General features: G+C 70.9%; 22 protein-coding genes, 3 pseudogenes and 1 riboswitch. Of the genes and pseudogenes, 14 read left to right on the top strand and 11 right to left on the bottom strand.

The annotated features are described in order from the left end of the window. Positions 1-70: 70 nt before the first annotated feature. Positions 71-143: riboswitch (cobalamin riboswitch) on the bottom strand. A gap of 505 nt (positions 144-648) precedes the next feature. The 3 genes from NLX86_RS00250 (at position 649) to NLX86_RS00240 (ending at position 2,527) form a co-directional block, all read left to right on the top strand. Further along, positions 649-1,413 carry a GntR family transcriptional regulator gene (locus tag NLX86_RS00250; RefSeq protein WP_374213815.1) on the top strand — a complete coding sequence of 255 codons (765 nt, stop codon included), beginning with the start codon at positions 649-651 and terminating at the stop codon, positions 1,411-1,413. Between the two features lie 10 nt (positions 1,414-1,423). Beyond that, complete coding sequence (locus NLX86_RS00245) at positions 1,424-1,624, top strand: hypothetical protein (protein WP_254369470.1); 201 nt, start codon at positions 1,424-1,426, stop codon at positions 1,622-1,624. 123 nt (positions 1,625-1,747) lie between these two features. Continuing rightward, positions 1,748-2,527, top strand: a complete 780-nt coding sequence (locus NLX86_RS00240) for an SDR family NAD(P)-dependent oxidoreductase (protein WP_254369469.1) — start codon at positions 1,748-1,750, stop codon at positions 2,525-2,527. Between the two features lie 7 nt (positions 2,528-2,534). Here the strand turns inward: NLX86_RS00240 and NLX86_RS00235 are convergent, their stop codons facing one another. Further along, the gene (locus tag NLX86_RS00235) at positions 2,535-3,575 is read right to left on the bottom strand and encodes an MBL fold metallo-hydrolase (protein WP_254369468.1); all 1,041 of its coding nucleotides are present in this window, start codon (positions 3,573-3,575) and stop codon (positions 2,535-2,537) included. A gap of 125 nt (positions 3,576-3,700) precedes the next feature. Next, a complete protein-coding gene (locus NLX86_RS00230; protein WP_254369467.1) occupies positions 3,701-4,849 on the bottom strand; it encodes a serine hydrolase in 1,149 nt (382 codons plus the stop codon). 298 nt (positions 4,850-5,147) lie between these two features. On the opposite strand from NLX86_RS00230, the pseudogene NLX86_RS00225 reads away from it, so the two are divergent. Together NLX86_RS00225 and NLX86_RS00220 are read left to right on the top strand one after the other, a co-directional pair. Beyond that, positions 5,148-6,604: pseudogene (locus NLX86_RS00225) on the top strand (aldehyde dehydrogenase). Beyond that, entirely contained in the window at positions 6,604-6,837 is a 234-nt protein-coding gene (locus NLX86_RS00220) for a ferredoxin (protein WP_254369466.1), read from the top strand. Before NLX86_RS00225 ends, NLX86_RS00220 begins: the two are co-directional and overlap by 1 nt. Before the next feature lie 196 nt (positions 6,838-7,033). Here NLX86_RS00220 and NLX86_RS00215 read toward each other — a convergent pair whose 3' ends face one another. Continuing rightward, on the bottom strand, positions 7,034-7,678 hold the full coding sequence (locus NLX86_RS00215; RefSeq protein WP_254369465.1) for a TetR family transcriptional regulator: 645 nt from the start codon (positions 7,676-7,678) through the stop codon (positions 7,034-7,036). Positions 7,679-7,907: 229 nt separating this feature from the next. On the opposite strand from NLX86_RS00215, the gene NLX86_RS00210 reads away from it, so the two are divergent. The 3 genes from NLX86_RS00210 (at position 7,908) to NLX86_RS00200 (ending at position 11,162) form a co-directional block, all read left to right on the top strand. Then, positions 7,908-9,254: a glycosyltransferase family 4 protein gene (locus tag NLX86_RS00210; protein WP_254369464.1), complete on the top strand. Its 1,347-nt coding sequence runs from the start codon at positions 7,908-7,910 to the stop codon at positions 9,252-9,254. Positions 9,255-9,342: 88 nt separating this feature from the next. Beyond that, complete coding sequence (locus NLX86_RS00205) at positions 9,343-10,074, top strand: class I SAM-dependent methyltransferase (protein ID WP_254369463.1); 732 nt, start codon at positions 9,343-9,345, stop codon at positions 10,072-10,074. Next, positions 10,071-11,162 (top strand): prenyltransferase, encoded by a 1,092-nt coding sequence (locus NLX86_RS00200; protein ID WP_254369462.1) that lies wholly within the window; start codon positions 10,071-10,073, stop codon positions 11,160-11,162. The genes NLX86_RS00205 and NLX86_RS00200 overlap by 4 nt, the downstream gene beginning before the upstream one ends. Before the next feature lie 26 nt (positions 11,163-11,188). Here NLX86_RS00200 and NLX86_RS00195 read toward each other — a convergent pair whose 3' ends face one another. Continuing rightward, a complete protein-coding gene (locus NLX86_RS00195) occupies positions 11,189-11,482 on the bottom strand; it encodes a hypothetical protein (protein WP_254369461.1) in 294 nt (97 codons plus the stop codon). A 140-nt stretch (positions 11,483-11,622) separates the two neighbouring features. Between NLX86_RS00195 and NLX86_RS00190 the strand changes: the two genes are divergently transcribed. Together NLX86_RS00190 and NLX86_RS00185 are read left to right on the top strand one after the other, a co-directional pair. Continuing rightward, positions 11,623-12,165: a hypothetical protein gene (locus tag NLX86_RS00190; protein WP_254369460.1), complete on the top strand. Its 543-nt coding sequence runs from the start codon at positions 11,623-11,625 to the stop codon at positions 12,163-12,165. Positions 12,166-12,222: 57 nt separating this feature from the next. Beyond that, positions 12,223-13,002: a maleylpyruvate isomerase family mycothiol-dependent enzyme gene (locus tag NLX86_RS00185; protein WP_254369459.1), complete on the top strand. Its 780-nt coding sequence runs from the start codon at positions 12,223-12,225 to the stop codon at positions 13,000-13,002. A gap of 40 nt (positions 13,003-13,042) precedes the next feature. Here NLX86_RS00185 and NLX86_RS00180 read toward each other — a convergent pair whose 3' ends face one another. The 6 genes from NLX86_RS00180 to NLX86_RS00155 all read right to left on the bottom strand — a co-directional run bounded on the left by NLX86_RS00180 (position 13,043) and on the right by NLX86_RS00155 (position 17,556). Beyond that, positions 13,043-13,477 (bottom strand): PIN domain-containing protein, encoded by a 435-nt coding sequence (locus tag NLX86_RS00180; protein ID WP_254369458.1) that lies wholly within the window; start codon positions 13,475-13,477, stop codon positions 13,043-13,045. After that, positions 13,478-13,729, bottom strand: a complete 252-nt coding sequence (locus NLX86_RS00175; RefSeq protein WP_254369457.1) for a CopG family transcriptional regulator — start codon at positions 13,727-13,729, stop codon at positions 13,478-13,480. It abuts the gene before it with no gap. Positions 13,730-13,769: 40 nt separating this feature from the next. Next, positions 13,770-14,804 carry an LLM class F420-dependent oxidoreductase gene (locus NLX86_RS00170; protein ID WP_254369456.1) on the bottom strand — a complete coding sequence of 345 codons (1,035 nt, stop codon included), beginning with the start codon at positions 14,802-14,804 and terminating at the stop codon, positions 13,770-13,772. A 122-nt stretch (positions 14,805-14,926) separates the two neighbouring features. Then, positions 14,927-15,784 (bottom strand): DUF5336 domain-containing protein, encoded by an 858-nt coding sequence (locus NLX86_RS00165; RefSeq protein ID WP_254369455.1) that lies wholly within the window; start codon positions 15,782-15,784, stop codon positions 14,927-14,929. 132 nt (positions 15,785-15,916) lie between these two features. Then, positions 15,917-16,861, bottom strand: a complete 945-nt coding sequence (locus NLX86_RS00160; RefSeq protein WP_254369454.1) for an N-acetylmuramoyl-L-alanine amidase — start codon at positions 16,859-16,861, stop codon at positions 15,917-15,919. A 23-nt stretch (positions 16,862-16,884) separates the two neighbouring features. After that, positions 16,885-17,556: a class I SAM-dependent methyltransferase gene (locus NLX86_RS00155; RefSeq protein WP_374213814.1), complete on the bottom strand. Its 672-nt coding sequence runs from the start codon at positions 17,554-17,556 to the stop codon at positions 16,885-16,887. A gap of 317 nt (positions 17,557-17,873) precedes the next feature. Here NLX86_RS00155 and NLX86_RS00150 point away from each other — a divergent pair. The 3 genes and pseudogenes from NLX86_RS00150 to NLX86_RS00140 all read left to right on the top strand — a co-directional run. Continuing rightward, a pseudogene (locus NLX86_RS00150) lies at positions 17,874-19,142 on the top strand (acyl-CoA dehydrogenase); the annotation flags it as partial. Positions 19,143-19,233: 91 nt separating this feature from the next. Then, entirely contained in the window at positions 19,234-20,448 is a 1,215-nt protein-coding gene (locus NLX86_RS00145; protein WP_254369453.1) for a lipid-transfer protein, read from the top strand. Positions 20,449-20,518: 70 nt separating this feature from the next. Beyond that, positions 20,519-21,949, top strand: coding sequence for an MFS transporter (locus tag NLX86_RS00140; protein ID WP_374213806.1), 1,431 nt, complete (start codon positions 20,519-20,521; stop codon positions 21,947-21,949). A 272-nt stretch (positions 21,950-22,221) separates the two neighbouring features. Here NLX86_RS00140 and NLX86_RS00135 read toward each other — a convergent pair. Continuing rightward, positions 22,222-22,665 (bottom strand): annotated as a pseudogene (locus NLX86_RS00135) (response regulator); the annotation flags it as partial. A 57-nt stretch (positions 22,666-22,722) separates the two neighbouring features. Between NLX86_RS00135 and NLX86_RS00130 the strand changes: the two are divergent. After that, positions 22,723-22,965, top strand: a complete 243-nt coding sequence (locus tag NLX86_RS00130) for a hypothetical protein (RefSeq protein ID WP_254369451.1) — start codon at positions 22,723-22,725, stop codon at positions 22,963-22,965. Positions 22,966-23,085 lie beyond the last annotated feature (120 nt).

The following is a 23,085-nucleotide window of genomic DNA, read 5'->3' as shown; positions in this document are numbered from 1 at the left end:
CTCCGGCTCCGTATACCTCGACGATGCCGGCCACCGGGATTCCGGTGGCACGAGCCGGTCACGTCCGACGGGGCAGTCCGACTCACCGCCGACGAGGGCGGCTCACGGTTGCGGGTCAGTGCCGGAATTGCACCGGCTTCCCCCCGTACGGGCATGATGACGACTCGCCCACTCTACCGGCCCGTAACGGGCCGCCCGGGGGCGGTACCGGGCCTACGGCCGAAGCCGCCCACCGCGGCTTTCGGCAACGCGCAGTGCGTCCGCCAGGCATTCCGACAACCGCGAAGCCGTGAAACGCAATTCCTCGGCTGTGGCGGTCCTGTCGGTAACCAAGTGGCGGGCCAGGGTGAGAACTTCGGCACCCATGCCCAGTTGTACGGCCTCTATCTGGTCGGCAACCCGGGTCACGTAGCCGTGGCCATCGGTACTCAGGTAGCACGGCTGGCCGTTGGGGCCCAGCCATGGAAGGAGGCGCGCTGATTGCCGGTCAGTCGCAGTGTCATCGTCCATGTCCACCCTCTCGCGAGACATCTCTATACATGTTGGTTGACATCTCTAGAGATATCAAGGGGATCGTTCGGCTGCCCTCGGCGTTCGAATGGCGACTGCCGGGCCTAGGGTGTCTCTGGAGATGATCGGAGGGTGACAGTGGCGGCGGGGAGCGAAGAGGCCGGAAGGCTTAAGTACCAGCGCATCGCAGACAGCCTCAGAGCGGCGATTACCGCAGGCGAGTACGGTCCCGGTGATCGGCTGCCCGGGGAGAACGAGCTGATGGTCGTCCATGGCGTGGCCAGGATGACCGTCCGGCAGGCGCTGGCTGTGCTCAGCAACGAGGGCATCGTCGAGGCGCGCAAGGGGGCAGGGGTCTTCGTTCGGGACTTCCGTCCCCTCCTTCGGCAGGGGATCCAGCGTCTGGCCCGTGAGCGGTGGGGTTCTGGGCGGTCCGTGTGGTCGGCTGACCTGGGTGAGGATCGCGAACTGGTCGTCGATCATGTCTCCGTGGTCGAGGAGTCCGCCGAGGCGAGCATTGCTGCTGTCCTCGTGCTGGAGCCCGGGGCGCCGGTCTGCGTCCGCCGGCGACGCTTCGTGCTGGACGGAAAGCCGGTGCTGGCATCCACGTCGTATCTGCCGGCCGATCTGGTCGTGGGTTCGGCCATCACTCGCCAGGACACCGGTCCTGGCGGAACGTATGCGCGCCTCTCAGAACTGGGCCATGCACCTGTCCACTTCCGCGAGGAACTGCGCTCGCGCATGCCGACGACGGCCGAAGCGGAGCACCTTCAACTGTCCAGCGGTACTCCGGTCATCCTCATCAGCCGTACGGCTTACCAGGAGGACGGCGCGGCGGTCGAGGTCAACGAGATGGTCCTGGACTCCGCGTCGTACATCCTTGAGTACGACTTCGATGCGTGATCCGGAGTAGGTGTCCGGACGCGAGTTGCGTGACCCGGCGGAGATCGTCGACGCGCTGTACCGGTTCGGGCTCGGCCAGGACCTCAAGGGCCGGGATCTGTTCGCCTCCTCGTTCACCGGCCTCTTCGAGGGTCGTGTCGACACCACGCACACCGTCGCCGACCCCGTGTCGCGGTCGATCTCGTCCGCGACGGCGAGCGCTGGGGGATGAGCCGCGTCCACATCGACAACATCTGGTTCACCGGCCGGCCCGCGGCGATCTTCGGCCAGATCACCGATCCGGACTGGCGCAGCCGGGCGCTGTCGCTGTGGACGCGTCGTCTAGCGTGCGGGCATGACTTCGCATGGCTACCTCTCCGAACTGTTCTCGCTGGACGGCCGGGTCGCCGTGGTGACCGGCGGCAGCTCCGGCATCGGCCGAGCCATCGCCGGGGCCCTCGCCGGCGCAGGGGCGAGCGTCGTGGTCGTGGCGCGCCGGGAGGCGGAGCTGGTCGCCACGGTCGGCGAGCTGGCGGCCCGCGACTGCCGGGCGGCCTGGGTGAGCGCCGACCTCAGCACCCGCGACGGCTTGCGCGCGGCGGCGGAAGGGGCAGCCGAGGCGTTCGGGGAGCCCGACATCCTCGTCAACTGCGCCGGGGTCAACCTGCGGCCCCCGATGGGCGAGCTGGGCGAGGATGTGTGGGACACCACGATGGCGGTGAACCTGGAGGCGCCCTACCTGCTGGGACAGCGGTTCGGGCCCGGCATGGCCGAACGGGGCTTCGGGCGGATCATCCATATCACCTCCCAGCAGGCGCATCGGGCGTTCGTCCAGAGTGGCGCCTACGGGGTCTCCAAGGGGGCGTTGGAATCGCTGGCGCGTTCACAGGCCGAGGCATGGTCGCCGTACGGCGTCACCTGCAACACGCTCGTGCCGGGGTTCGTGATGACGCCGCTCAACGCGCGGCTGTCGTCCGACCCGGAGAAGGTGGCGGCGCTGGCGGCGCGCACGATGGTGGGACGCAACGGTCTGGCCGAGGACTTCGCGGGCGCGGCAGTGTTCCTGGCGAGCCGCGCCTCCGCCTACGTCACTGGGCAGTCGATCTTCGTCGACGGCGGGTTCTCCGTTCACTGAGCCCCACTCACACCGCCCGGTACGTGACCGGATCCGCGCCCGGTAGCGGTTCGGCGTGGCCGAGTTTCACCAGGCGGCGCAGGTGGGCTTCCGCTTCTGAGACAGCGATGTTCCTTGAGCCGTACGGGATCTCGGCCCACGGGCGGTTCCACTCCATGCGCTCCGCGAGCTGCCAGGGTGTCAGCGGGGTGGTGGCGAGCAGGTCTCGTAGGCCCTGCAGGCGTTCCTCGTGGTGCGTGAGCAACTCCCGTACCCGGGCCGGGGCGTCGGTGAACGCGTGCTGGTGGGCCGGGAGGACCTCGGCGGGGGCCAGGCGGCCGATGCGTTCCAGGGAGTCGAGGTAGTCGCCGAGGGGGTCGGTGGCCCTGGTGTCCTCCGGGTCCTCGTACAGGCCGATGTGCGGGGAGATGCCGGGCAGCAGATGGTCGCCGGAGAAGAGTCGGCCGTTGCCGGGGCGGTTCGCGGGGTGGTCCTCCTCCAGGTGCAGGCAGACATGGCCGGGGGTGTGGCCCGGCGTCCAGACGCCGCGCAGCCGGCGCCCGGCCAGGTCGAGGAGTTCGCCGGGGATGATCTCCCGGTCGGGGAGGGCGGCGCGCAATCCCGGCAGGGTCCGCATCCGCCCGGACTCGCGGGCGGCGCGCAGCGGCGCGGTGTGCTCGTCGGGGGCGCCGGCGGCGGTCAGCTTGGCCGCCAGGTAGTCGAGCCACACGCCGGGTTCGGCGGTGCGGGTGCGCTGGACGACCTCGGTGTCGGCCGCGTGCATGGCGATCCAGGCGCCGGACGCGTCGCGGACCTGCCCGGAGAGCCCGTGGTGGTCGGGGTGGTGGTGGGTGATGACGACACCGTGGACGTCCGCCACGGACACGTCGAGCGCGGCGAGTCCCGCGACGAGGGTGTCCCAGGAGGTGGGGTCGTCCCAGCCGGTGTCGATCAGCACCGGTCCGCGGTCGGTGTCGAGCAGGTGGACCAGCGTGTGGCCGAGCGGATTGTCCGGGATGGGGACCTTGATGCTCCAGACGCCTCCGCCGTGGTCGGACACCTGCGTCATCAGGCCCCTCATCTCTCCTCGGCAGCACAGCCATGGCCACTATAACTAGAACTGGTTTCAGTGGTGGCCCAAGTCGACTGGTTTTGCAGAAGAGTTGGCTGGGGCATCGTGCCCGCGCGTCCTTCTCAGGTGGCGCTCAAGGGTGTGTCCGGAGCCACGTGGTTGGCGATCGACACCAAGAGTTCCGTGCTGGAATTCTCGGTGCCGCTGTTGCCGATGCCCTGTGTCGCGACCGTCACGATGGCGATCTTCTTGGAAGGCAGATAGGCGACCGTTGCCTGGTAGCCGGCGAATGACGGATTCTGCAGGAGCCAGGTGTTCTGCACGGCCACCCCGAGGGCGTAGGAGGTATTCGGTGACACCTTGGAGACGGGTGTGATCTGTTCCTTGTGCGACTCGGGCGTCAGCAACTTCCCTTCGCCCAGCGCCGTCACGGACTTCCCCAGATCCTCCAATGTTCCCGTCATGACCGCTCCCGGTGCCAGCGTCCATGACGGATCCCAGTAGGTGGCGTCCTCGAATACGCGCCGTTCGTTGTCGAAGGCATGGAGTACCGGGGGAGTGATCTCGGCCGTGGACGGGTTTTCGGTCTGGGTCAAGCCGAGAGGCTTAAGGATCTCATTCCTCATCACTTCCGCCAGGGGCTTCTTCTCCACCTGCGAGATGATGTCCCCCAGGATCACCCAGTTGGCGTGCGAGTAGGCAAAACCCGATCCCGGGGGTTTCACTAGGGGCTTGGAGGCGGAGATCTTCACCAGTTCTTCCGCCGTCCAATGCCGGAACGGATTCTTGTACAGATCGGCCAAGAATTTGCGGTCCTGGACGTAGTCCGAGTATCCGGAGGTCGTCGAGGCCAGCATCTTCAGCGTGATCTCGTCCGCGTGCGGAAGGTCGGGACGCCACCGGGAAATCTTGTCGCTGAGCTTGAGCTTGCCTTCGTCGACGAGCTTGAGCAGTTCGGTCGTCAGATAGGGAATCGCAACCGCGCCGATCCGGAAATGCATGTCCGTCGAAACGGGGACGCCCGTCATCGACTCTCCTGAGGCGACGGTCGAAACTCTTCTTCCGTCGACCCATACCCCTGCCATGGCCGCAGTGAGTTTGTACTTCTTCAGGGAGTCTTCGACCTGCTTCTTGGTGAAGTCGGAAGTGCCGGCCGGAATGCACGTGCCGCCTTCAGCGATCTGACCGGACGGACATGCCTTCGGCGCACTCTCGGCTTCACTGGCGACGCAGCCCGCCAGCGGAGCGCACAAGAGCAGTTGCAGGCACATGAGGGTGACTGTCCCGGGTCTACGCACGGTGGAGCCTCCATGCAGGTCGAAGGCTGCGATCCCCCGTGTCGCAATTGCGGGCCTCGTTCCGGATGCTAACCGTCGGCGTCCGCCGGCGCGCTTCAGAAGGGTCCGGCCGGGGGTGGCGCCGATGGCCGGGCCGGTCGGCGGGTCGGTGGCGGCCGTGGACCCGTGGACTACTGCAACTAGAACTGGTATCAGTTCTGAAGCAGTGTCAGGAACAGTGTCGGGAAACAGTGTCAGGAACGCCCCGGGCGGCCCGCAGGAGGCATCAGCCATGACCGAGCTCGTGGAACACGGAAAGCTGTTCATCGGCGGGGAGCTGGTGGATCCCCTCGGCCGCGACACCATCGAGGTGATCTCGCCCCACACCGAGCAGGTCATCGGCCGGGTCCCGCACGCCTCGCGGGCGGACGTGGACCGCGCGGTCGACGCGGCGCGCAGGGCGTTCGACGAGGGTCCCTGGCCCCGGACGAGTCTGGACGAGCGGATCGCGGTCGTCACCCGGATCAAGGACGCGATCGCCGTACGGCACGAGGAGATAGCGAGGTCGATCAGCGCGCAGAACGGCTCCCCCTACTCCTGGAGCGTCCTCGCGCAGGCGCTCGGCGCGATGATGGTCTGGGACGCGGCGATCACGGTCGCGCGCGACTTCCCGTACGAGGAGCGGCGGGCGGGGGTGCTCGGGCAGATTCTCGTACGGCGGGAGCCGGTCGGCGTGGTCGCGGCCGTCATTCCGTGGAACGTCCCGCAGTTCACCGCGGCCGCCAAGCTCGGGCCCGCGCTGCTGGCCGGCTGCACTGTGGTGCTGAAGCCGTCGCCCGAGTCGCCGCTCGACTCGTACCTCCTGGCCGAGATCGCCCAGGAGGCCGGGCTGCCCGAGGGGGTGCTGTCCATCGTCCCGGCCGACCGCGAGGTGAGTGAGTACCTGGTCGGCCACCCGGGCGTCGACAAGGTCTCGTTCACCGGATCGGTCGCGGCCGGCAGGCGTGTGATGGAGGTGGCCGCGCGCAACCTCACGCATGTCACGCTGGAACTGGGCGGCAAGTCCGCGGCCGTGATCCTGCCGGACGCGGATCTGGAGGCGGCGGTCGCCGGGATCGTGCCCGCCGCGTGGATGAACAACGGCCAGGCATGCGTCGCCCAGACCCGCATTCTTGCCCCGCGCAGCCGGTACGACGAGATCGCCGAGGCGTTCGCGGCGGCGGCCGGCGCGCTCGTCGTGGGCGACCCGCTGGATCCGGCGACCCAGGTCGGTCCGCTGGTGGCCAGGCGCCAGCAGCAGCGGTCGCTCGACTACATCAGGATCGGCCAGGAGGAAGGCGCCAAGATCCTGACCGGCGGCGGGCGTCCGGCCGGGCAGGAGCGCGGGTGGTACGTCGAGCCGACCCTGTTCGGCGGGGTCGACAACGGCTGCGGATCGCTCGCGAGGAGATCTTCGGGCCGGTCATCTGCCTGCTGCCGTACGGGGACGAGGGCGAGGCGGCCAGGATCGCCAACGACTCCGACTACGGGCTGAGCGGCAGCGTCTGGACCGCGGACGTCGAGCGCGGCATCGAGTTCGCGCGCGGGGTGCGGACCGGTACGTACAACGTGAACACCTTCAGCCTCGACATGCTCGGCCCCTTCGGCGGCTACAAGAACTCGGGTCTGGGGCGGGAGTTCGGGCCCGAGGGGCTGAGCGAGTACCTGGAGCACAAGATGATCCACCTGCCTGCCGGCTGGGAGGGCTGATGGGGGACCGATGGCATGTCGAGGTGGACCGCGGGGTCTGCATCGGGTCGGGCATGTGCGTGAACCACGCGCCCGCCGGCTTCACGCTGGACTCGGCCAGGCAGTCGCATCCACAGGTGCCGGAGACCGATGCCGATGAGCAGGTGCTGGCGGCGGCTGAGGGCTGCCCGGTGGAGGCGATCACGATCAGGCTGCTGGACAGTGGTGAGCTGGTGTTCCCTCCCGAGGAATAGCAACTCCGGGCCGCCGTGCGACACTCCTGCGGTGATCGCGCGCGCGGCTTGGCCCGGCGGCCGGTGCCTGCTGCCTGGTGCCGTGGAACGCCTGGCGCGGTGTGGACGGCGCCATGAAGGCGTACGAGAAGGCGGTCGCCGGTCTCGAGGAGCGCGGCCGGCGGGAGACCAACCGCACCGAGGAGGGCGGGCGCCGTCACCGTGACTGCGCGCCGCCCGACTGCGCGCCGCCCGGCGTCGTCAGGTCGATCAGCCGGCAGACCGTCTCGATGTCGATCTTCACCTGCGCGATCGACGCCCGCCCCGACAGCCAGGTGATCAGCGCCGAGTGCCAGGTGTGCTCGATGACCCGGACCGCGGAGAGCTGTTCGGGGGTGGGCGGGCCGTCCAGGCCCATCGCGTCCAGGATGATCGCCGTGGTGAGCCGCGAGACCGTGTCCACCTCGGGGCTGACGCTGCGGTCCGCGAAGGTCAGCGCCCGGACCATCGCGTCCGCCAGATGCGGTTCGCGCTGGAGCGCGCGGAAGGCCCGCATCAGGGTCTCCGCGACACGGGCGGCCGGGTCGTCGCCGGCCGGGGGACGCTTGCGCAGCGTCGTGTGCATGTGCTGCAGCTGGTCCTGCATGGTGGCGACCAGCAGATGGATCTTGGAGGGGAAGTAGCGGTAGAGCGTGCCCAGCGCGACGCTCGACGACTCGGCGACCTCACGCATCTGTACGGCGTCAAAGCCTCCCCGGCTGGCCAGTTGGGCGCTGGCGTGCAGGATGCGGCGGCGGCGCGCTTCCTGGCGCTCTGTCAGGGGCCCGGACGCAGGGGTGGCTGCCTTGGCTTCCGCTGTCATATGTCCCATTCCGTGGCATTCATCCGCGCTGTGCTCTTCCGGGGGCTGCTCCGGGGTGGCACAGCATGGCAGGAGCCGCCGCCGTGGCGCGAATCACCTGATCCGGCCGTTACGGCGGCGCTACCTGCCGGTAGATTCAGGGCTCCTTGGGCCATCAAGTCTGAAACTTGTTCTAGATTAGCGTGAGCGGCTACGCTCCGGCGAAAGTGCAGTGAGAAGGGGGCCGAGAGTGACCGCTGAGGCCATAGTGGCGGGCCCTCGCGCGGGCGTAGCCGCCGACGGTGACCGTCCGCTGCGCATCGCCCTCCTCACGTACAAGGGGAACCCGTTCTGCGGCGGTCAGGGCGTCTATGTACGCCACCTCTCCCGCGAGCTGGCCCGCCTCGGGCACCGGGTCGAAGTGATCGGCGCGCAGCCCTATCCCGTACTCGACGCGGTCGACGTACTCGAAGGCCCCACGCTCACCGAGCTGCCCAGCCTCGACCTCTACCGGCACCCCGACCCGTTCCGGACGCCGGGGCGCGGTGAGTACCGCGACTGGATCGACGCCCTCGAGGTCTCCACCATGTGGACCGGCGGCTTTCCCGAGCCGCTGACCTTCTCGCTCCGCGCGCGGCGCCATCTCGCCGCCCGCAGGGGTGAGTTCGATGTGATCCACGACAACCAGACCCTCGGCTACGGGCTCCTCGCGGACCTCGGCGCGCCGCTGGTCACCACGATCCACCACCCCATCACCGTCGACCGGCAGCTCGAACTGGACGCCGCCCAGGACTGGCGCAGGCGGGCCTCCGTACGCCGCTGGTACGGCTTCACCCGCATGCAGAAGCGGGTCGCGCGCCGGCTGCCGTCCGTGCTCACCGTTTCCGGCTCCTCCAAGCAGGAGATCGTCGAGCACCTCGGTGTACGCCAGGACCGAGTCCACGTCGTCCATATCGGCGCCGACACCGACCTCTTCTCGCCCGACCCCGCGGTCGCCGAGATTCCCGGCCGGATCGTGACGACGTCCAGCGCCGACGTACCGCTCAAGGGCCTGATCCACCTCGTCGAGGCGCTCGCCAAGCTGCGCACCGAGAACCCGCAGGCGCACCTGGTCGTCGTCGGCAGGCGGGCCGAGGACGGGCCCGTCGCGCAGGCCATCGAGCGGTACGGGCTCCAGGACGCGATCGAGTTCGTCAAGGGCATCACCGACCAGGAACTCGTCGACCTGGTGCGCGGCGCGCAGGTCGCCTGCGTCCCGTCGCTGTACGAGGGCTTCTCGCTGCCCGCCGCCGAGGCCATGGCGACCGGCACCCCGCTCGTCGCCACCACCGGCGGCGCGATCCCGGAGGTCGCCGGCACCGACGGCGAGACCTGCCTCGCCGTGGAACCCGGCGACGCGGGCGCGCTCGCCGCGGCGCTCGGCCGGCTGCTGGGCGATCCCGGCCTGCGGGCGCGGCTCGGTACGGCTGGCCGGCAGCGGGTGCTGGCCCGGTTCACCTGGCGTCAGGCCGCCATCGGCACCGCCGAGCACTACCGGGCGGCGATCGCCGCACGGGCGGGACTCGGCGCGGCCGCGGTGGGCGGGGGCAGACGGTGACGTCCCGGGCCCCGGCCTCCGGCCGCCCCACCACGAGACACCCCGACCCTCTTGCCGACCACCGGCTCGACCGCGAAAGCAGGCCCCTTTGCTGACCGTGGACTTCTCCCGCTTCCCGCTCGCCGCGGGCGACCGCGTGCTCGATCTCGGCTGCGGCGCAGGCCGCCACGCCTTCGAGTGCTACCGGCGCGGCGCCCAGGTGGTGGCCCTCGACCGCAACGGCGAGGAGATCCGCGAGGTCGCCAAGTGGTTCGCCGCGATGAAGGAGGCCGGGGAGGCGCCGGCCGGCGCGACCGCCACCGCCATGGAGGGCGACGCGCTCGCGCTCCCCTTCCCCGACGACAGCTTCGACGTCGTGATCATCTCCGAGGTGATGGAGCACATCCCCGACGACAAGGGCGTGCTCGCCGAGATGGTGCGGGTGCTCAGGCCCGGCGGCCGCATCGCGATCACCGTGCCGCGCTACGGGCCGGAGAAGATCTGCTGGGCGCTCTCCGACGCGTACCACGAGGTCGAGGGCGGCCACATCCGCATCTACAAGGCCGACGAGCTGCTCGGCAAGATGCGGGAAGCCGGCCTCAAGCCGTACGGAACGCACCACGCGCACGGACTGCACTCGCCGTACTGGTGGCTCAAGTGCGCGTTCGGAGTGGACAACGACGCAGCGCTGCCGGTGAAGGCGTACCACAAGCTCCTGGTCTGGGACATCATGAAGAAGCCGCTGGCCACCCGGGTCGCCGAGCAGGCGCTGAACCCGCTGATCGGCAAGAGCTTCGTGGCGTACGCGACCAAGCCGCACACCCCCGAGGTGGGCGCGTGAGCTCTCTCGGGCGCACGGAACACCTTGTCCTGCCCGGAGTGCTCACCGCCGAGCAGGCCGCCCAGACCGTCGCCGGCATCCTCGCCGTCCAGCGCGAGGACGGCGCCATCCCGTGGTTCCGCGGGCATCACCTCGACCCGTGGGACCACACCGAGACGGCCATGGCGCTCGACGCGGCGGGCGAGCACGAGGCGGCGGCCCGTGCGTACGCCTGGCTCGCCGCCCACCAGAACGCGGACGGCTCCTGGTGTGCGGCGTACCAGGACGGCGCCGACGGGGTGGACACCGGCCGGCCGGCCGACCGCGGCCGGGAGAGCAACTTCTGCGCGTACATAGCCGTCGGCGTCTGGCACCACTACCTGGCCACCGGCGACGACGCGTTCATCGACCGGATGTGGCCGACGGTCTTCGCCGCGATCGAGTTCGTCCTCGCGTTGCAGCAGCCGGGCGGCGAGATCGGCTGGAAGCGGGAGGCACCGGAGGACGGCGGAGAAGCCGTCAACGACGCCCTGCTGACCGGCAGTTCGTCCATATACCAGGCGCTGCGCTGCGCGCTCGCCATTGCCGGGCAGCGTGAAGAGCCGCAACCCGACTGGGAGTTGGCGGCAGGTGCGCTGGGTCACGCGGTCCGCAGCCACCCCGAGCGTTTCCTCGACAAGAACCACTACTCGATGGACTGGTATTACCCCGTCCTCGGCGGCGCGCTGACCGGCCAGGCCGCGAAGGCCCGGATCGAGGAGCGCTGGCACGACTTCGTCGTGCCCCGCCTGGGTGTGCGCTGTGTGCTGCCCAACCCGTGGGTGACGGGTGGCGAGAGCTGCGAACTCGCCCTGGCCCTCTGGGCGATGGGCGAATCGGACCGGGCGCTGGAGATCCTCCAGTCGATCCAGCACCTGCGCGCGGAGAACGGCATGTACTGGACGGGTTACGTCTTCCAGGACAAGGCGGTCTGGCCGGTCGAGCAGACGACGTGGACGGCGGGTTCGCTCCTGCTGGCGGTGGCCGCCCTCGGGGGAGATGAGGCGACCACCGCGGTCTTCGGCGGGGAGCGGCTGCCGGCCGGGCTCGAACCGGACTGCTGCCGGTAGGCGAGCGGGGAGTCGGCAGGGCGTGATCAGTGGCGCCGCAGGGTGCCTGCCACGGCATGCCCGATGAACAGATAGACGACGGCCGCGAGACCGTAGCCCGCGACGACGCGTGCCCATTCCTCGTCGAACGTGAACAGGTCGTGCGACCATCCGGCCAGCCAGCGGGCCGCGTCCTGGATGAACGCCACCAGGTTGTTGGCCTGGTTCGCGTCCAGCAGGTACATCACGATCCACAGGCCGAGGATGAAGGCCAGGACGTCGGCGATGACGGCGACGATCCGCCCCGCCTGATTGCTTCCGGAGTGCGATCTGGGAGACATGCCGAACGTGTTGCCGTTTTCCGGCGCTTGAAACCCGGCGCCTGTCACCCGAACGGGCTCGCCCAACTGGCGGCGTCTGCACAGCCGGGCGAGGCTGCGGGAAGGACTGCTTCCCCTTCCCCGCCCCCGGAGGTCCCGCCGTGTTCAGCACCGTACCGATACGCCGCGCCGTCGTGGCCCTGCTCCTGTCCTGCGCCTTGCTGGCCGGAGCCACCGCGTGCGGCGGCGACGGGGGCGGCAAGGACACGGCAGTGACGCCGAGCGGAACGGCGGAGGCGCAGAAGTTCGCCAAGGCGCGCTTCGCCGCCAATGCCGGGCTCGCTGCGGGCGCGACGTACCAGTGGATCGTCAAGCCGTACCGCGAGGGCAAGTTCAAGAAGGGCGCGGAAGGGCGCAGAGTCGCACTCGTCAAGGCGGGTCTCGCGGGAGCGTTTACGTACAACCGGCTGAAGGCGGCCGTGAAAAACGCCAAGGGCGACCCGCTGCTGTCGAAGGCGGTCGCGCCGCTGACGGCCGGTATCAACTCCCTCGAGGAACTCGGCGCCAAGCTGCGCAGGGGCGACGCGAGCGACGCGGATGTCGCTGTGTTCGAGTCGGTCATCGGCGATGTGAAGGACGCGGGCAAGAGCGCGGGCGCCGAGGTCAAGGAAAAGGTCCCGTCGACCTCGCAGCTCGGCGGCTGAAACCCTCGCGATCGAAACTCCCTTTTCCGAGGCCACTGCCGTGCCTAGGGTTGCCGCATGACTGACCTGGGACACGAACGCTACTGCGACGAGATCGTCGAACAGACCGACCGGCTGAGGGCTGTACTCATCGACGCCGACCTCTCCGTGACCGTGCCCACGTGCCCCGAGTGGACGCTGGGGCAGCTGGCCCGGCATGTGGGCGGCGCACACCGCTGGGTCGAGGCGACCGTACGGACCGAGGCCACGGCCGAGGTCCCGGAGGACCAGGTGCCGGACTTCCTCGGACCGGGCGACGCGGCACCGGCCGCGCTCGACGCATGGCTGGAGGAGGGCGCCGAGAAGCTTGCCGCGACGCTGCGGGCGGCCGGTCCCGATGCCTCCGTGTGGACGTGGGTGACCGAGCAGCGTTCGGCTTTCTGGGCGCGCCGGATGACGCATGAGACGGTCGTCCACCGTGCGGACGCGGCGATCGCCGCCGGGATCGCCTTCGAGGTGGACCCGGAGGTCGCGGCGGACACGATCGACGAGTGGCTGGACATCGTGGCCTGGGCCCAGTCCGCCGGGGACAAGGAGGCGGCGGAGCTGCGCGGCGCGGGCCGCAGCATCCACCTGCACGCCACGGACGTGCCGGGCGCCGAGTGGCTCATCGAGTTCGGCGAGGACGGCTTCACCTGGCGGCACGGCCACGAGAAGGCGACGGTCGCGCTGCGCGGGCCGCTCGCCGACGTCCTCCAGGTCTTCTACCGGCGGCTGCCCGCCGACAGCGAGCGCGTGGAGGTGCTGGGCGACGCGGAGCTGCTGGACTTCTGGCTGACGCGGGCGACGTTCGGCTGACCGGGCTGACCGGGCTGACCGGATGGCCCGGACGGCCCGGTCAGAGGTCGTCGGGGAGCAGCCGGAACGCTGTGTGTCCGGAGAGAGGCCTGATCGTCCGGAAGTCCTTGCGGTCGAGTGTGAGTACGGCGTCCGTGGCGTACTCCCGGGCCAGGACGGTGAGGACAGCGTCCGTCAGGTCCAGCCGGAGATCGCGGTACCTCTGCTGAACCAGCCGAGCTTTGCCGAGGAGGTCAACTCCCGTCTCACCCACGGCGTAACGCCCGCTGCGGGCTTTGGTGAGGATCCGGTCGATCACGGTGCCGGCCGCGTCCTTGCCGAACCGGCCGCCGATGAGGTGATCGAGTTCGGCGAACACGGCCGGAGCCACGACGACGAGGCCGGCGGTGTCCATGACCTGGCGTGCTGCGGCGTGCTCCGGGCAGCTGCGGTCGATCGAGGCGATAATGCCGGAGGTGTCGGCGATGACGATCACCTATGAAGCCTCGTTCCAGGAGCCGAAGCCTGAGTCCCGCAGGATGTCGTCCGAGCTCTCGGCGAATCCGGGGTCGCCGCTGTCGAACACCGGAAGGTCTGCCGGCTCGTCCCACGTACGGTTTCGCACCAGCGCGAGGCGGACGCCCTCGCGGATCAGTTCCGCCTCGCTTATTCCCCTGCGGGTGGCCGTCTCCTTCAGCTCCCGCAGGTCCTCGTCCTCGAGATACACGGTGGTTCGCTTCAGGGTCATGTGTGTATGGTACCCACGCCATACGTGAATCGTCGAGCTCTCAGGTGTTGAGCTCCGCGAGGGTACGCAGGGTGTACGGGTCGGGAGCCGTCACCAGCAGGTCCGTCACCGGGCCCTTGCGCCACAACTCCAGGCGCTCCGCGATGCGTTCGCGCGGGCCGACGAGCGAGATCTCGTCGGCGAAGGCGTCCGGGACGGCCAGCACCGCGTCCTCCTTGCGGCCGGCCAGGAAGAGCTCCTGGATGCGGCGGGCCTCGGACTCGAAGCCCATCCTGGCCATCAGATCGGCGTGGAAGTTCCGGGCGGCGTGTCCCATGCCGCCGATGTACAAGCCGAGCATCGCCTTCACCGGCAGCAGCCCCTCGGCCACGTCGTCGCAGACCTGCGCGCGGGCCATGGGCGCGACCATGAAGGGTCGATTGCTCGTTCCCTCGCGGGTCTCGGGCAGGTCCGCGAGCGAGGCTTCGTACACGTCGGCCCGCATCGGCGACCAGTACAGCGGCAGCCAGCCGTCCGCGATCCGGGTGGTCTGGGCGATGTTCTTCGGTCCCTCGGCGCCCAGCAGGACGGGTAGGTCCGCCCGCAGGGGGTGGGTGATCGGCTTCAGCGGTTTGCCGATGCCGGAGCCGTCCGCGCCGCGGTACGGGTGGGCGTGGAAGCGGCCGTCGAGTTCAACGGGGCTTTCCCGGCGCAGGACTTGGCGGATCACCTCGACATACTCGCGGGTCGCGGTCAGCGGGCTGCTGGGGAAGGGCCGCCCGTACCACCCCTCCACCACCTGGGGTCCGGACAGCCCGAGGCCGAGCAGCATCCGGCCACCGGAGAGGTGGTCGAGGGTGAGCGCGTGCATCGCGGTGGCGGTGGGGGTACGGGCGGCCATCTGCGCGATCGCGGTGCCGAGGCGGATGCGTGAGGTGTGCGCCGCGATCCAGGTCAGCGGGGTGAAGGCGTCGGAGCCCCAGGCCTCCGCGGTCCACACCGAGTCGTACCCGAGCCGCTCCGCCTCGACGGCGAGGTCGAGGTGGGCGGGGTTCGGGCCGCGGCCCCAGTAGCCGAGTGCGAGTCCGAGGCGCATACGGTCCCCTCCAGCCGGGGCAGCGACAGGATCTGACAGTGGGTCTGACGGTGCGTCAGGCGACTGTAGGGCAACGGCCCCCCGCCCGGAAAGGGCGAGGGGCCGTTCGAGGCGTTGCGGGTTCAGCCGCGCTGGATGCCGGTGGTGTCCTGGAGGACGCCACGGCGGCCGTCCTGCGTCTGGGCGACGAGGCCGGGGCCGCGCTGGTCGACCGCGAGGTACCAGGTGCCGGGGGCCAGTTCGGCGATCGGGGTCGGCGAGCCGTCCTCCGCGTACAGCGGGCGCGCGACCGGGACCGCGAACCAGAACGGCGCGAAGTCGCCGGCCGGGCCGCCGGGGCCGGGCTGCGGCTGGGCGGCCTGCTGCGGGTGCGGGTCGTGCCCGGCCTGGGGCTGCGGCTGCCCCGCGAACGACTGCTGCGGACCACCGGCACCGGGCTGGCCGGGCTGACCCGGCTGGCCACCGTAGGGCTGCGGCTGCCCCTGCCCGGGGTAGCCGTACCCCTGGCCGGGACCGGGCTGCCCCGGCTGGCCGCCGTACGGAGAGGGGGCCTGCGGCTTCGGCGCGGGGATCAGGGCGGCCTGGAGGGCGGGGACGAGCGGAGTGGCGACCGCGGCGCCCGCGAGGACCAGGGCGGCGAGCAGGCCGAGGATCATGCCGATGGCGGCTTCCTCGAGATCGACGATCGTCCAGAACGCCGACCAGGCGGCGAAGACGGCGAAAGCGATCCCGAACTGACCCAGGTCGAGCCCCGCGACCTTGCGCGGCTGCGGCAGCGCACGGGCGACGACGATCAGCGCCGCGCCGATGATCCCGGCCAGGAAGAGACTCCCCAGGACCGACGTGGCTTCCCACGCGTTGGCTGTCACCTCGGTACCGAAGGCGCTGAAGTCTTGGAGATTGAGGAACGAGGCGATGAACAGCAACACCGCTGCTCCGATCACCACGCCGTCGCCTCGAGTGAGGGAGCGGATGTTCACGTGAAAGTCCTTCTTCGGTCGTCTCGTCGGGCGGTCTCGCGGTGCGAAGCACGGGGCGGCTTTCGGGGCAGCCCCTCATCGTACGGATGAATCTATCGCCCGCGGGGCCGGGCCGTCCGCCCGGTACCAGACCTACCCGCCCAGGTAGTCGACGATGCCCTCCGCGATGCCCTGGGCCGCCTTCTGGCGCCACTCGGGACTTGTCAGAAGGGCCGCGTCCTTCGCGTCCCGCATGTTTCCGCACTCTACGAACACCTTCGGAACGGTCGACAGGTTGAGCCCGCCGAGGTCCTTGCGTACGTCCAACCCCGTTCCGCCGCCCACGTAGTTGGCCGGAGCGCTGCCCGTCACCTGGACGAACTTGCCGGCGATCCGCTCGCCCAGTTCCCGAGAGGGGCCGACGATCGGTGCGGTGTCCGCCGATCCGCCCTTCACCAGTGCGGGGAGGATCACATGGAAGCCGCGGTCGCCGGACGCCGAGCCGTCCGCGTGGACCGAGACCACCGCGTCGGCCTGCGCCTCGTTGCCGATGCGTGCGCGCTCGTCGATGCACGGGCCGAACGGGCGGTCGTCGTTCTGCGTGAAGACGACCTTCATGCCCTGCTCCTCGAGGAGGAGCCGCAGCCGGCGGGAGACGTCGAGCGTGAACGCGGCCTCGGTGTAGCCGGCGTTGGTGGACGTGCCGGTAGTGTCGCATTCTTTCTTGTTTGTGCCGATATCGACCAGCTGGTTGATCTCACGCGTGTGCTTGAAGTTGCCCGGGTTGTGACCGGCGTCGACGACCACGACCCTGCCCGCCAGCGGCCGGCCCGGCTTGTCGTCGCCCTTCGGCGCGGACGGGCGGGCGGTCGGCGGCGTCGCCGTCACGGTCACGGGCGGCTTCTCGTTCGCGCCCGGTGTCCGGGACTGGCTGGGCAGGGGCAGCACCTTGGGCGGTTCGGTCTCCTCCGGCCCGCTCATCGCCTGCCAGAGCAGCCACCCCGCCAGGCAGGTCGGCACCAGCGCGGCCAGCGCGATCGCGAGAGTGGAGGCGCGTGAGCGGCGCTGGGCGGGGGGAGGGCTGTCGTCGTACGGCACGTCGCGATGCTATGGGATGGGGGTCAGATACCCGGGCCCGTGCGGCGCAGGACGCGCAGGGAGTCAGTCGCCGAGACCTCGGTGAAGCTGCCGGACTCCAGGGCTCGCCGGTAGATCCGGTACGGGGCCTGGCCGCCGTCGGCCGGGTCGGGGAAGACGTCGTGGATGACGAGGAGGCCGCCCTCCGCGAGGTGGGGCGCCCAGCCCTCGTAGTCGCCGGTCGCGTGTTCGGCGGTGTGTCCGCCGTCGATGAAGACGAGGGCGAGCTTGCCGCCCCAGACGGTCGCGACCTGCGGGGACCGGCCGACGATCGCGACGACGTGGTCCTCGAGACCGGCCTTGTGCAGGGTCCGCCGGAACGTGGGAAGCGTGTCCATCCGCCCGATCTCGGGGTCGACCACGGTCGGGTCGTGGTACTCCCAGCCGGGCTGCTGCTCCTCGCTGCCGCGGTGGTGGTCGACGGTGATCGCGCTCACGCCGGCCTCGCGGGCGGCGTCGGCGATCAGGAGGGTCGAGCGCCCGCAGTACGTACCGACCTCCAGCAGCGGCAACCCGAGCGCGCCGGCCGCGCTCGCGGCCTCGTGCAGGGCGAGCCCTTCGCCCACCGGCATAAAGCCCTTGGCGGCCTCGAAGGCGGCGAGTGTCTCCGGCTTGGGCGCCATGGCTTCCTCCTGCTGGTACGGGTCCGGGCCCATCGTGCCGTACCGCCTGCGGCGGGCAGCCGGGGGGTGGGCGCGCGGCGCCCGCGAAGCCCGCACCCCGCCGAGGCGGCGGCGCCCGAACCGCCCGCGCCCGCCGAGGCGGTGCCCAAAGCGCCCGCGCGCGAGGCGGTGCCCGCGCGTCACGGCGAGGCCGCGTCCCGCGCCTGGCGTGACGCTGCCGCGCCCGCAGAGGGCCGGGGCCCCCGCGGTCCGTGGGGTTCGCAACGCGATACTGCATCTGACCTTCCGTCAGATTGCAACGTGTTCTAGTCTGGCCGCCGACCCCACGACCGCGACCGGCGAGGATCCGCATGGGCATCGGAATCACGCAAGAGCAGCGCGAGTTGGCGGAGGCAGTGCGGGGGTGGGTGGCGCGGGCCGTGCCTCCCGAGGCGGGCAAGGTCCTCGACGCCCCGCCCGGTGGGACGGTCCGGCCCGGGCACTGGGACGGGCTCTCCGCGCAGGGCTTCCTCGGGCTGCACCTGCCGGAGGCGTACGGCGGTGGGGGCGGCCGCCTCCTCGACCTGGCCGTCGCGCTGGAGGAGACCGGACGCGCCGCGCTACCCGGACCGTATCTGCCGAGTGTGCTGGCCTCCGCGGTACTGGCCCGGGCGGACGGCCCCCGGGACCTGGTCGCCGCGCTTGCGGCCGGCGAGTGTATAGGCGCGGTGGCGCTGGGCGCGGTCTCCATCACCGCCGTCGCGGTGGAGGGCGGCGGGTACCTGCTCGACGGCACCGCGCCGCCCGTGCTCGGCGGTGGCGAGGCGGACCTGATCGTGGTCGCCGCCGAGTCCGCCGACGGGACGGTGTGGCTCGCGGCCGACGCCGCCGACCTCGCCGTACGCGCACACGAGAGCGCCGACCCGACCCGCCCGACCGCCGAGGTCCGCGCACAGGGGGCCCGGATACCGGCCGGCCGGGTGGTCGGTGTCGGCAGCGCGTTCAGCGCCCTCGTACGGGACCTCGCCGCGGTCCTGTTCGCCGCCGACGCGTGCGGCACCGCCGCCTGGGCGCTGCACACGGCCACCGAGTACGCCAAGGCGCGTGAGCAGTTCGGCCGCCCCATCGGGCAGTTCCAGGGGATCAAGCACCTCTGCGCGGACATGCTCGTACGAGTCGAGCAGGCCCGCGCGCTGGCCTGGGACGCGGCCCGCGCGGCCGAGGCGGACGACGAGCCGGACCCGGACGTGCGCGGCCTCGCCGCCGCGGCCACCGCGCTCGATGCCGCCTACACCTGCGCCAAGGACTGCATCCAGGTCCTCGGCGGCATCGGCTTCACCTGGGAGCACGACGCGCACCTCCATCTGCGCCGGGCGGTGGTCGCACGCCGGCTCCTCGGGCCCGGCGACACCCACCGGCTGCGCGCGGTACGGCTCGCGGCGGCCGGGGCCCGCCGGGAGCTGAAGCTCGAACTGCCGCCGGAGGCACAGCCCTACCGGCAGCAGGCGCGCGAGGTGATCGAGCAGGCGCGCGGTCTGGACCCGGGCGCCGCCCGGCGCACCCTCGCGCCCACCGGTTACGCCGCGCCGCACCTGCCGCCGCCGTACGGCCTCGGCGCGGGTCCCGTCCAGCAGCTCGCGGGCGGCACCACACAGGTCCAGCTCAATGTCGTCGCCGAGCGCATTCTCGGCCTGCCGCGGGACTGAGCCGCGGGACTGGAGGGACACAACCATGAAGAGCTACATCGTCGGTGTGGGCATGACGAAGTTCGAGAAGCCCGAGAGCCGCGACTGGCAGTTCTGGGACATGGCCGAGGAGGCCGGCACGCAGGCCCTGGCCGACGCCGGCATCCCGTACGAGCAGGTGCAGCAGGTCCCCGTCGGTTACTGCTTCCAGCCCTCGACGGCCGGCCAGCGGGCGGTGTACGAACTGGGCCTGACCGGCGTCCCCGTCTACAACGTCGACAACAACTGCGCGACGGGGGCGACCGCGTTGATGATGGCCCGGCAGTTCGTCGAGGGCGGGCTGAGCGACTGCGTGCTGGCGCTCGGTTTCGAGAAGATGAAGAGGGGCGCCCTGGGCGGCGTTGCAGATGGGGGTGCCCGTGGCGGAGCCACTGATGTCGGGGGCAAGACCTCGCCGGTCGCACGCCACTACGGGGTGATGGCGGCGGCCCACGGCTTCGAGATGTCCCCGCCCACCGCGCAGATCTTCGGCAACGCGGCGCGCGAGCACATGGAGCGGTACGGCACGACGGAGGCGCAGCTCGCCGCCGTCGGCGCCAAGAACCACCGGCACTCGGCGGCCAACCCCCGCGCGCAGTTCCAGGACGTGTGGACGGTCGAGGAGATCCTCGCCGCCCGGACCATCCACCGGCCGCTGACCAAGCTCCAGTGCTCGCCCACCTCCGACGGGTCGGCGGCCGCCGTCGTCGTCTCCGAACGCTTCGTCGTCGAGCACGGGCTCCACGACAAGGCCGTGGAGATCGCGGCCCAGTCGATGACGACCGACACCGTCGACAGCTTCGCCTCCGGCTCGTGCATCGACGTCGTCGGCAAGCCGATGTCGCGTGCCGCTGCGCGCCAGGCGTACGAGAAGTCCGGGCTCGGCATCGAGGACGTCGATGTCGTCGAACTGCACGACTGCTTCTCCGTCAACGAGCTGCTCACGTACGAGGCGCTCGGCATGTGCGCGGACGGCGAGTCGGGCAAGCTCGTCGAGAGCGGCGCGACGACGTACGGCGGCCGCTGGGTCGTCAACCCGTCCGGCGGGCTGATCTCCAAGGGCCACCCGCTCGGCGCGACCGGGCTGGCGCAGGCCGCCGAACTGGTCTGGCAGCTGCGCGGCGAGGCCGGCGCCCGGCAGGTGGAGGGCGCGCGGGTGGGCCTCGCGCACAACATCGGGCTGGGCGGCGCGGCCGTCGTCACCCTGCTGCGCAGGTCCTGAGTCGTAGGCCGATGGGCGGACGTCGGGTGCGTCGGCAAACCGATGTACGGGGCACGCGGCAGCTGCGAGCATGACAGCCATGGTCCAGACCCCGCCCCTCACCCGCACAACCGACCGCACCGCGGCCCCCGTCCGTACCTGGGCGGTGGTCCTCGCGGCGTGCGCCGGGCAGTTCCTCGTCGTCCTCGACATCTCCGTGGTGAATGTCGCCCTGCCGTCCATGCGCACCGGACTCGGGCTCGGCGATGTGGGACTCCAGTGGGTGGTCAACGCCTACTCGATCGCCTTCGCCGGCTTCCTGCTGCTCGGCGGCCGGGCCGCTGACATCTATGGGCGGAAGCGGATGTTCCTGGTCGGGCTCGGCCTGTTCACCGCCGCCTCGCTCGCCGGCGGACTGGCGCAGGAGGGCTGGCAGTTGCTCGCCGCCCGCGCGGTGCAGGGCCTCGGCGCGGCCGTCGTGGCCCCGGCGACGCTCACCCTCCTCACCTCGGCCGTACCGGAGGGCCACGCGCGGGCCCGGGCCATCGGCACCTGGACCGCGGTGGGCGCGGGCGGCGGCGCGGCCGGCGGGCTCGTCGGCGGCGCGCTGACGGAACTGCTGTCTTGGCGCTGGGTGCTGCTGATCAACGTGCCGGTCGGCGCGGTCGTCCTGGCGGCCGCCGCGGTGTGGCTCGTGGAGAGCCGCGCCGAGGTCCTGCGGCGGATCGACCTGCCGGGCGCGGTGCTGGTCACGGGTGGGCTCGCGGTCTTCGCGTACGGCATCGTGCAGACGGAGGCCGAGGGCTGGACGGCGGCCGCAACCCTGCTGCCCCTGATCGCCGGACTGGCGCTGCTCGGCGTGTTCCTGGCGGTGGAGGCGCGGACGAAGGTGCCGCTGATGCCGTTGAAGGTATTCCGCGTACGGACGGTGTCGGCGGCCAACGCGGCGATGTTCGGGTGCGGTTCGGCGATGTTCTGCATGTGGTACTTCATGACGCTGTACGCCCAGAACGTGCTCGGCTACACCCCGCTCGGCGCCGGCCTGGCGCTCATCCCCAGCTCCCTGGCCGTCGTTCTCGGCTCCAAGCTCGCGCCCCGGCTGATGGCGCGCACCGGCGCCAGGAACCTCGCCCTCATCGGCACGCTGGTGTCCGCGGCCGGGTTCGGCTGGCAGTCCACGATGGGCGCCGACGGCACGTACCTCACGGCGGTCCTCGGCCCCGGCATCCTGATGATGTTCGGCGGCGGACTCTGCGCCACGCCGCTCGCGGCGCTGGCCACAGCGGGCGCGGCGGCGGGCGACGCGGGCCTCGTCTCCGGGCTGATCAACACCTCGCGCACGATGGGCGGCGCGCTGGGTCTCGCGGTGCTGTCGACGGTCGCGGCGTCGCGGACAGCGGGCGCCACGGACCCGGAGTCCCTGACCGCGGGCTACGCCCTGGCGTTCCGTACGGGCGGGCTGGTGCTGGTCGGGTGCGCGGTACTGATGCTGGTGTGGCTGCCGCGGGGGAGGAGGACCTAGGGGGTGTCCGGTCGATCAGGCCGGATCAGCGAGCGGCGGCTGGTGCACTGCACTCGCTCCGTCTCGGCTCCTTGATTCATCCTCCGGATGCCGAGCGCAGCTGCAAGGCGGCCGGATTCGGCCATAGCGGAGCTATGGGTGGATTTGGCCAACGCGGCAGATGTGCGTGGCTGGGGGCACCTCTGGGGGCACCCCCAGCGGTAGCTGGGGGAGGTAGCTGGGGGAGCGACGGGAGCCCGGCATGATCGGCCGGACACCCCCTAGGCGTGTCGTCCCGGGGCGGTGGGGTCCGTGGCCAGGGCCGGGTCGATGACCGTCTCGCCGGTCAGCACCCGGCGGATCGCGGCGGCCAGCACCTGGACCGGGCCGTCCTTGACGAGGAAGCCGACGGCGCCCGCCTCCATGGCACGGCGCAGGTACCCGGGCCGGCCGGACGTGGCCAGGATCAGGACCCGGCAGTCCGGGACTTCGTCGCGCAGGTCCGCGGCGACGTCGAGTCCGCTGCGGACCGGCAGGTCGACGTCGAGAAGCGCCACATCGGGACGGGAGCGGAGCGCGGCCGCCACGACCTCGTCCCCGGCGGAGACCTGGGTCACGACCTCGATGCCCTCCTCCAGGCCGAGCAGCAGGGCCAGAGCGCCGCGCATGCGCTGATCCTCGGCGAGGAGGACGCGTACACACTTCGCCGGCCGGTGATCCCGGGGCATCTCGTTCACAGGTCAAGAGTAGGACCGGACTGCGTGACCGTCTGTCCGCCGGACCGTTGACCGGGCATGACGAAGACACATCGCATTCTCACAGCCGTTGCCCTCGCTGCCGGGGCCTCGGCCCTCGCTGCTCCCGCCGCCAGTGCTCAGCACCTTCCCGGCCCGCAGCAGAGCAGCGCGTCCACCGCCGATCAGCTCGACGTGATGACACAGCTCGGCCAGGTCCGCCAGCTCGGCCAACTCGGCCAGGTGAAGCAGGTCGTCGAACCGGTGACCCCCGTCCTCGGCCTCGTGTCCGCCATTCAGTAGCCGTCCGCAGCCGTCCGCGCACATCGATCTGACGTTACGTCAGGAGCCTTCACAACTGGTGGGGGGTGCGTTATATATGGGGCCATCGGCCTAGAACGCGTTCTAGAATGGGCGTATGGC

The organism is Streptomyces sp. A3M-1-3 (assembly GCF_024213665.1).
Taxonomy (GTDB): domain Bacteria; phylum Actinomycetota; class Actinomycetes; order Streptomycetales; family Streptomycetaceae; genus Streptomyces.
Note: the sequence above shows the minus strand (reverse complement) of the source record. Positions and strands in the feature narration are given on the sequence as shown.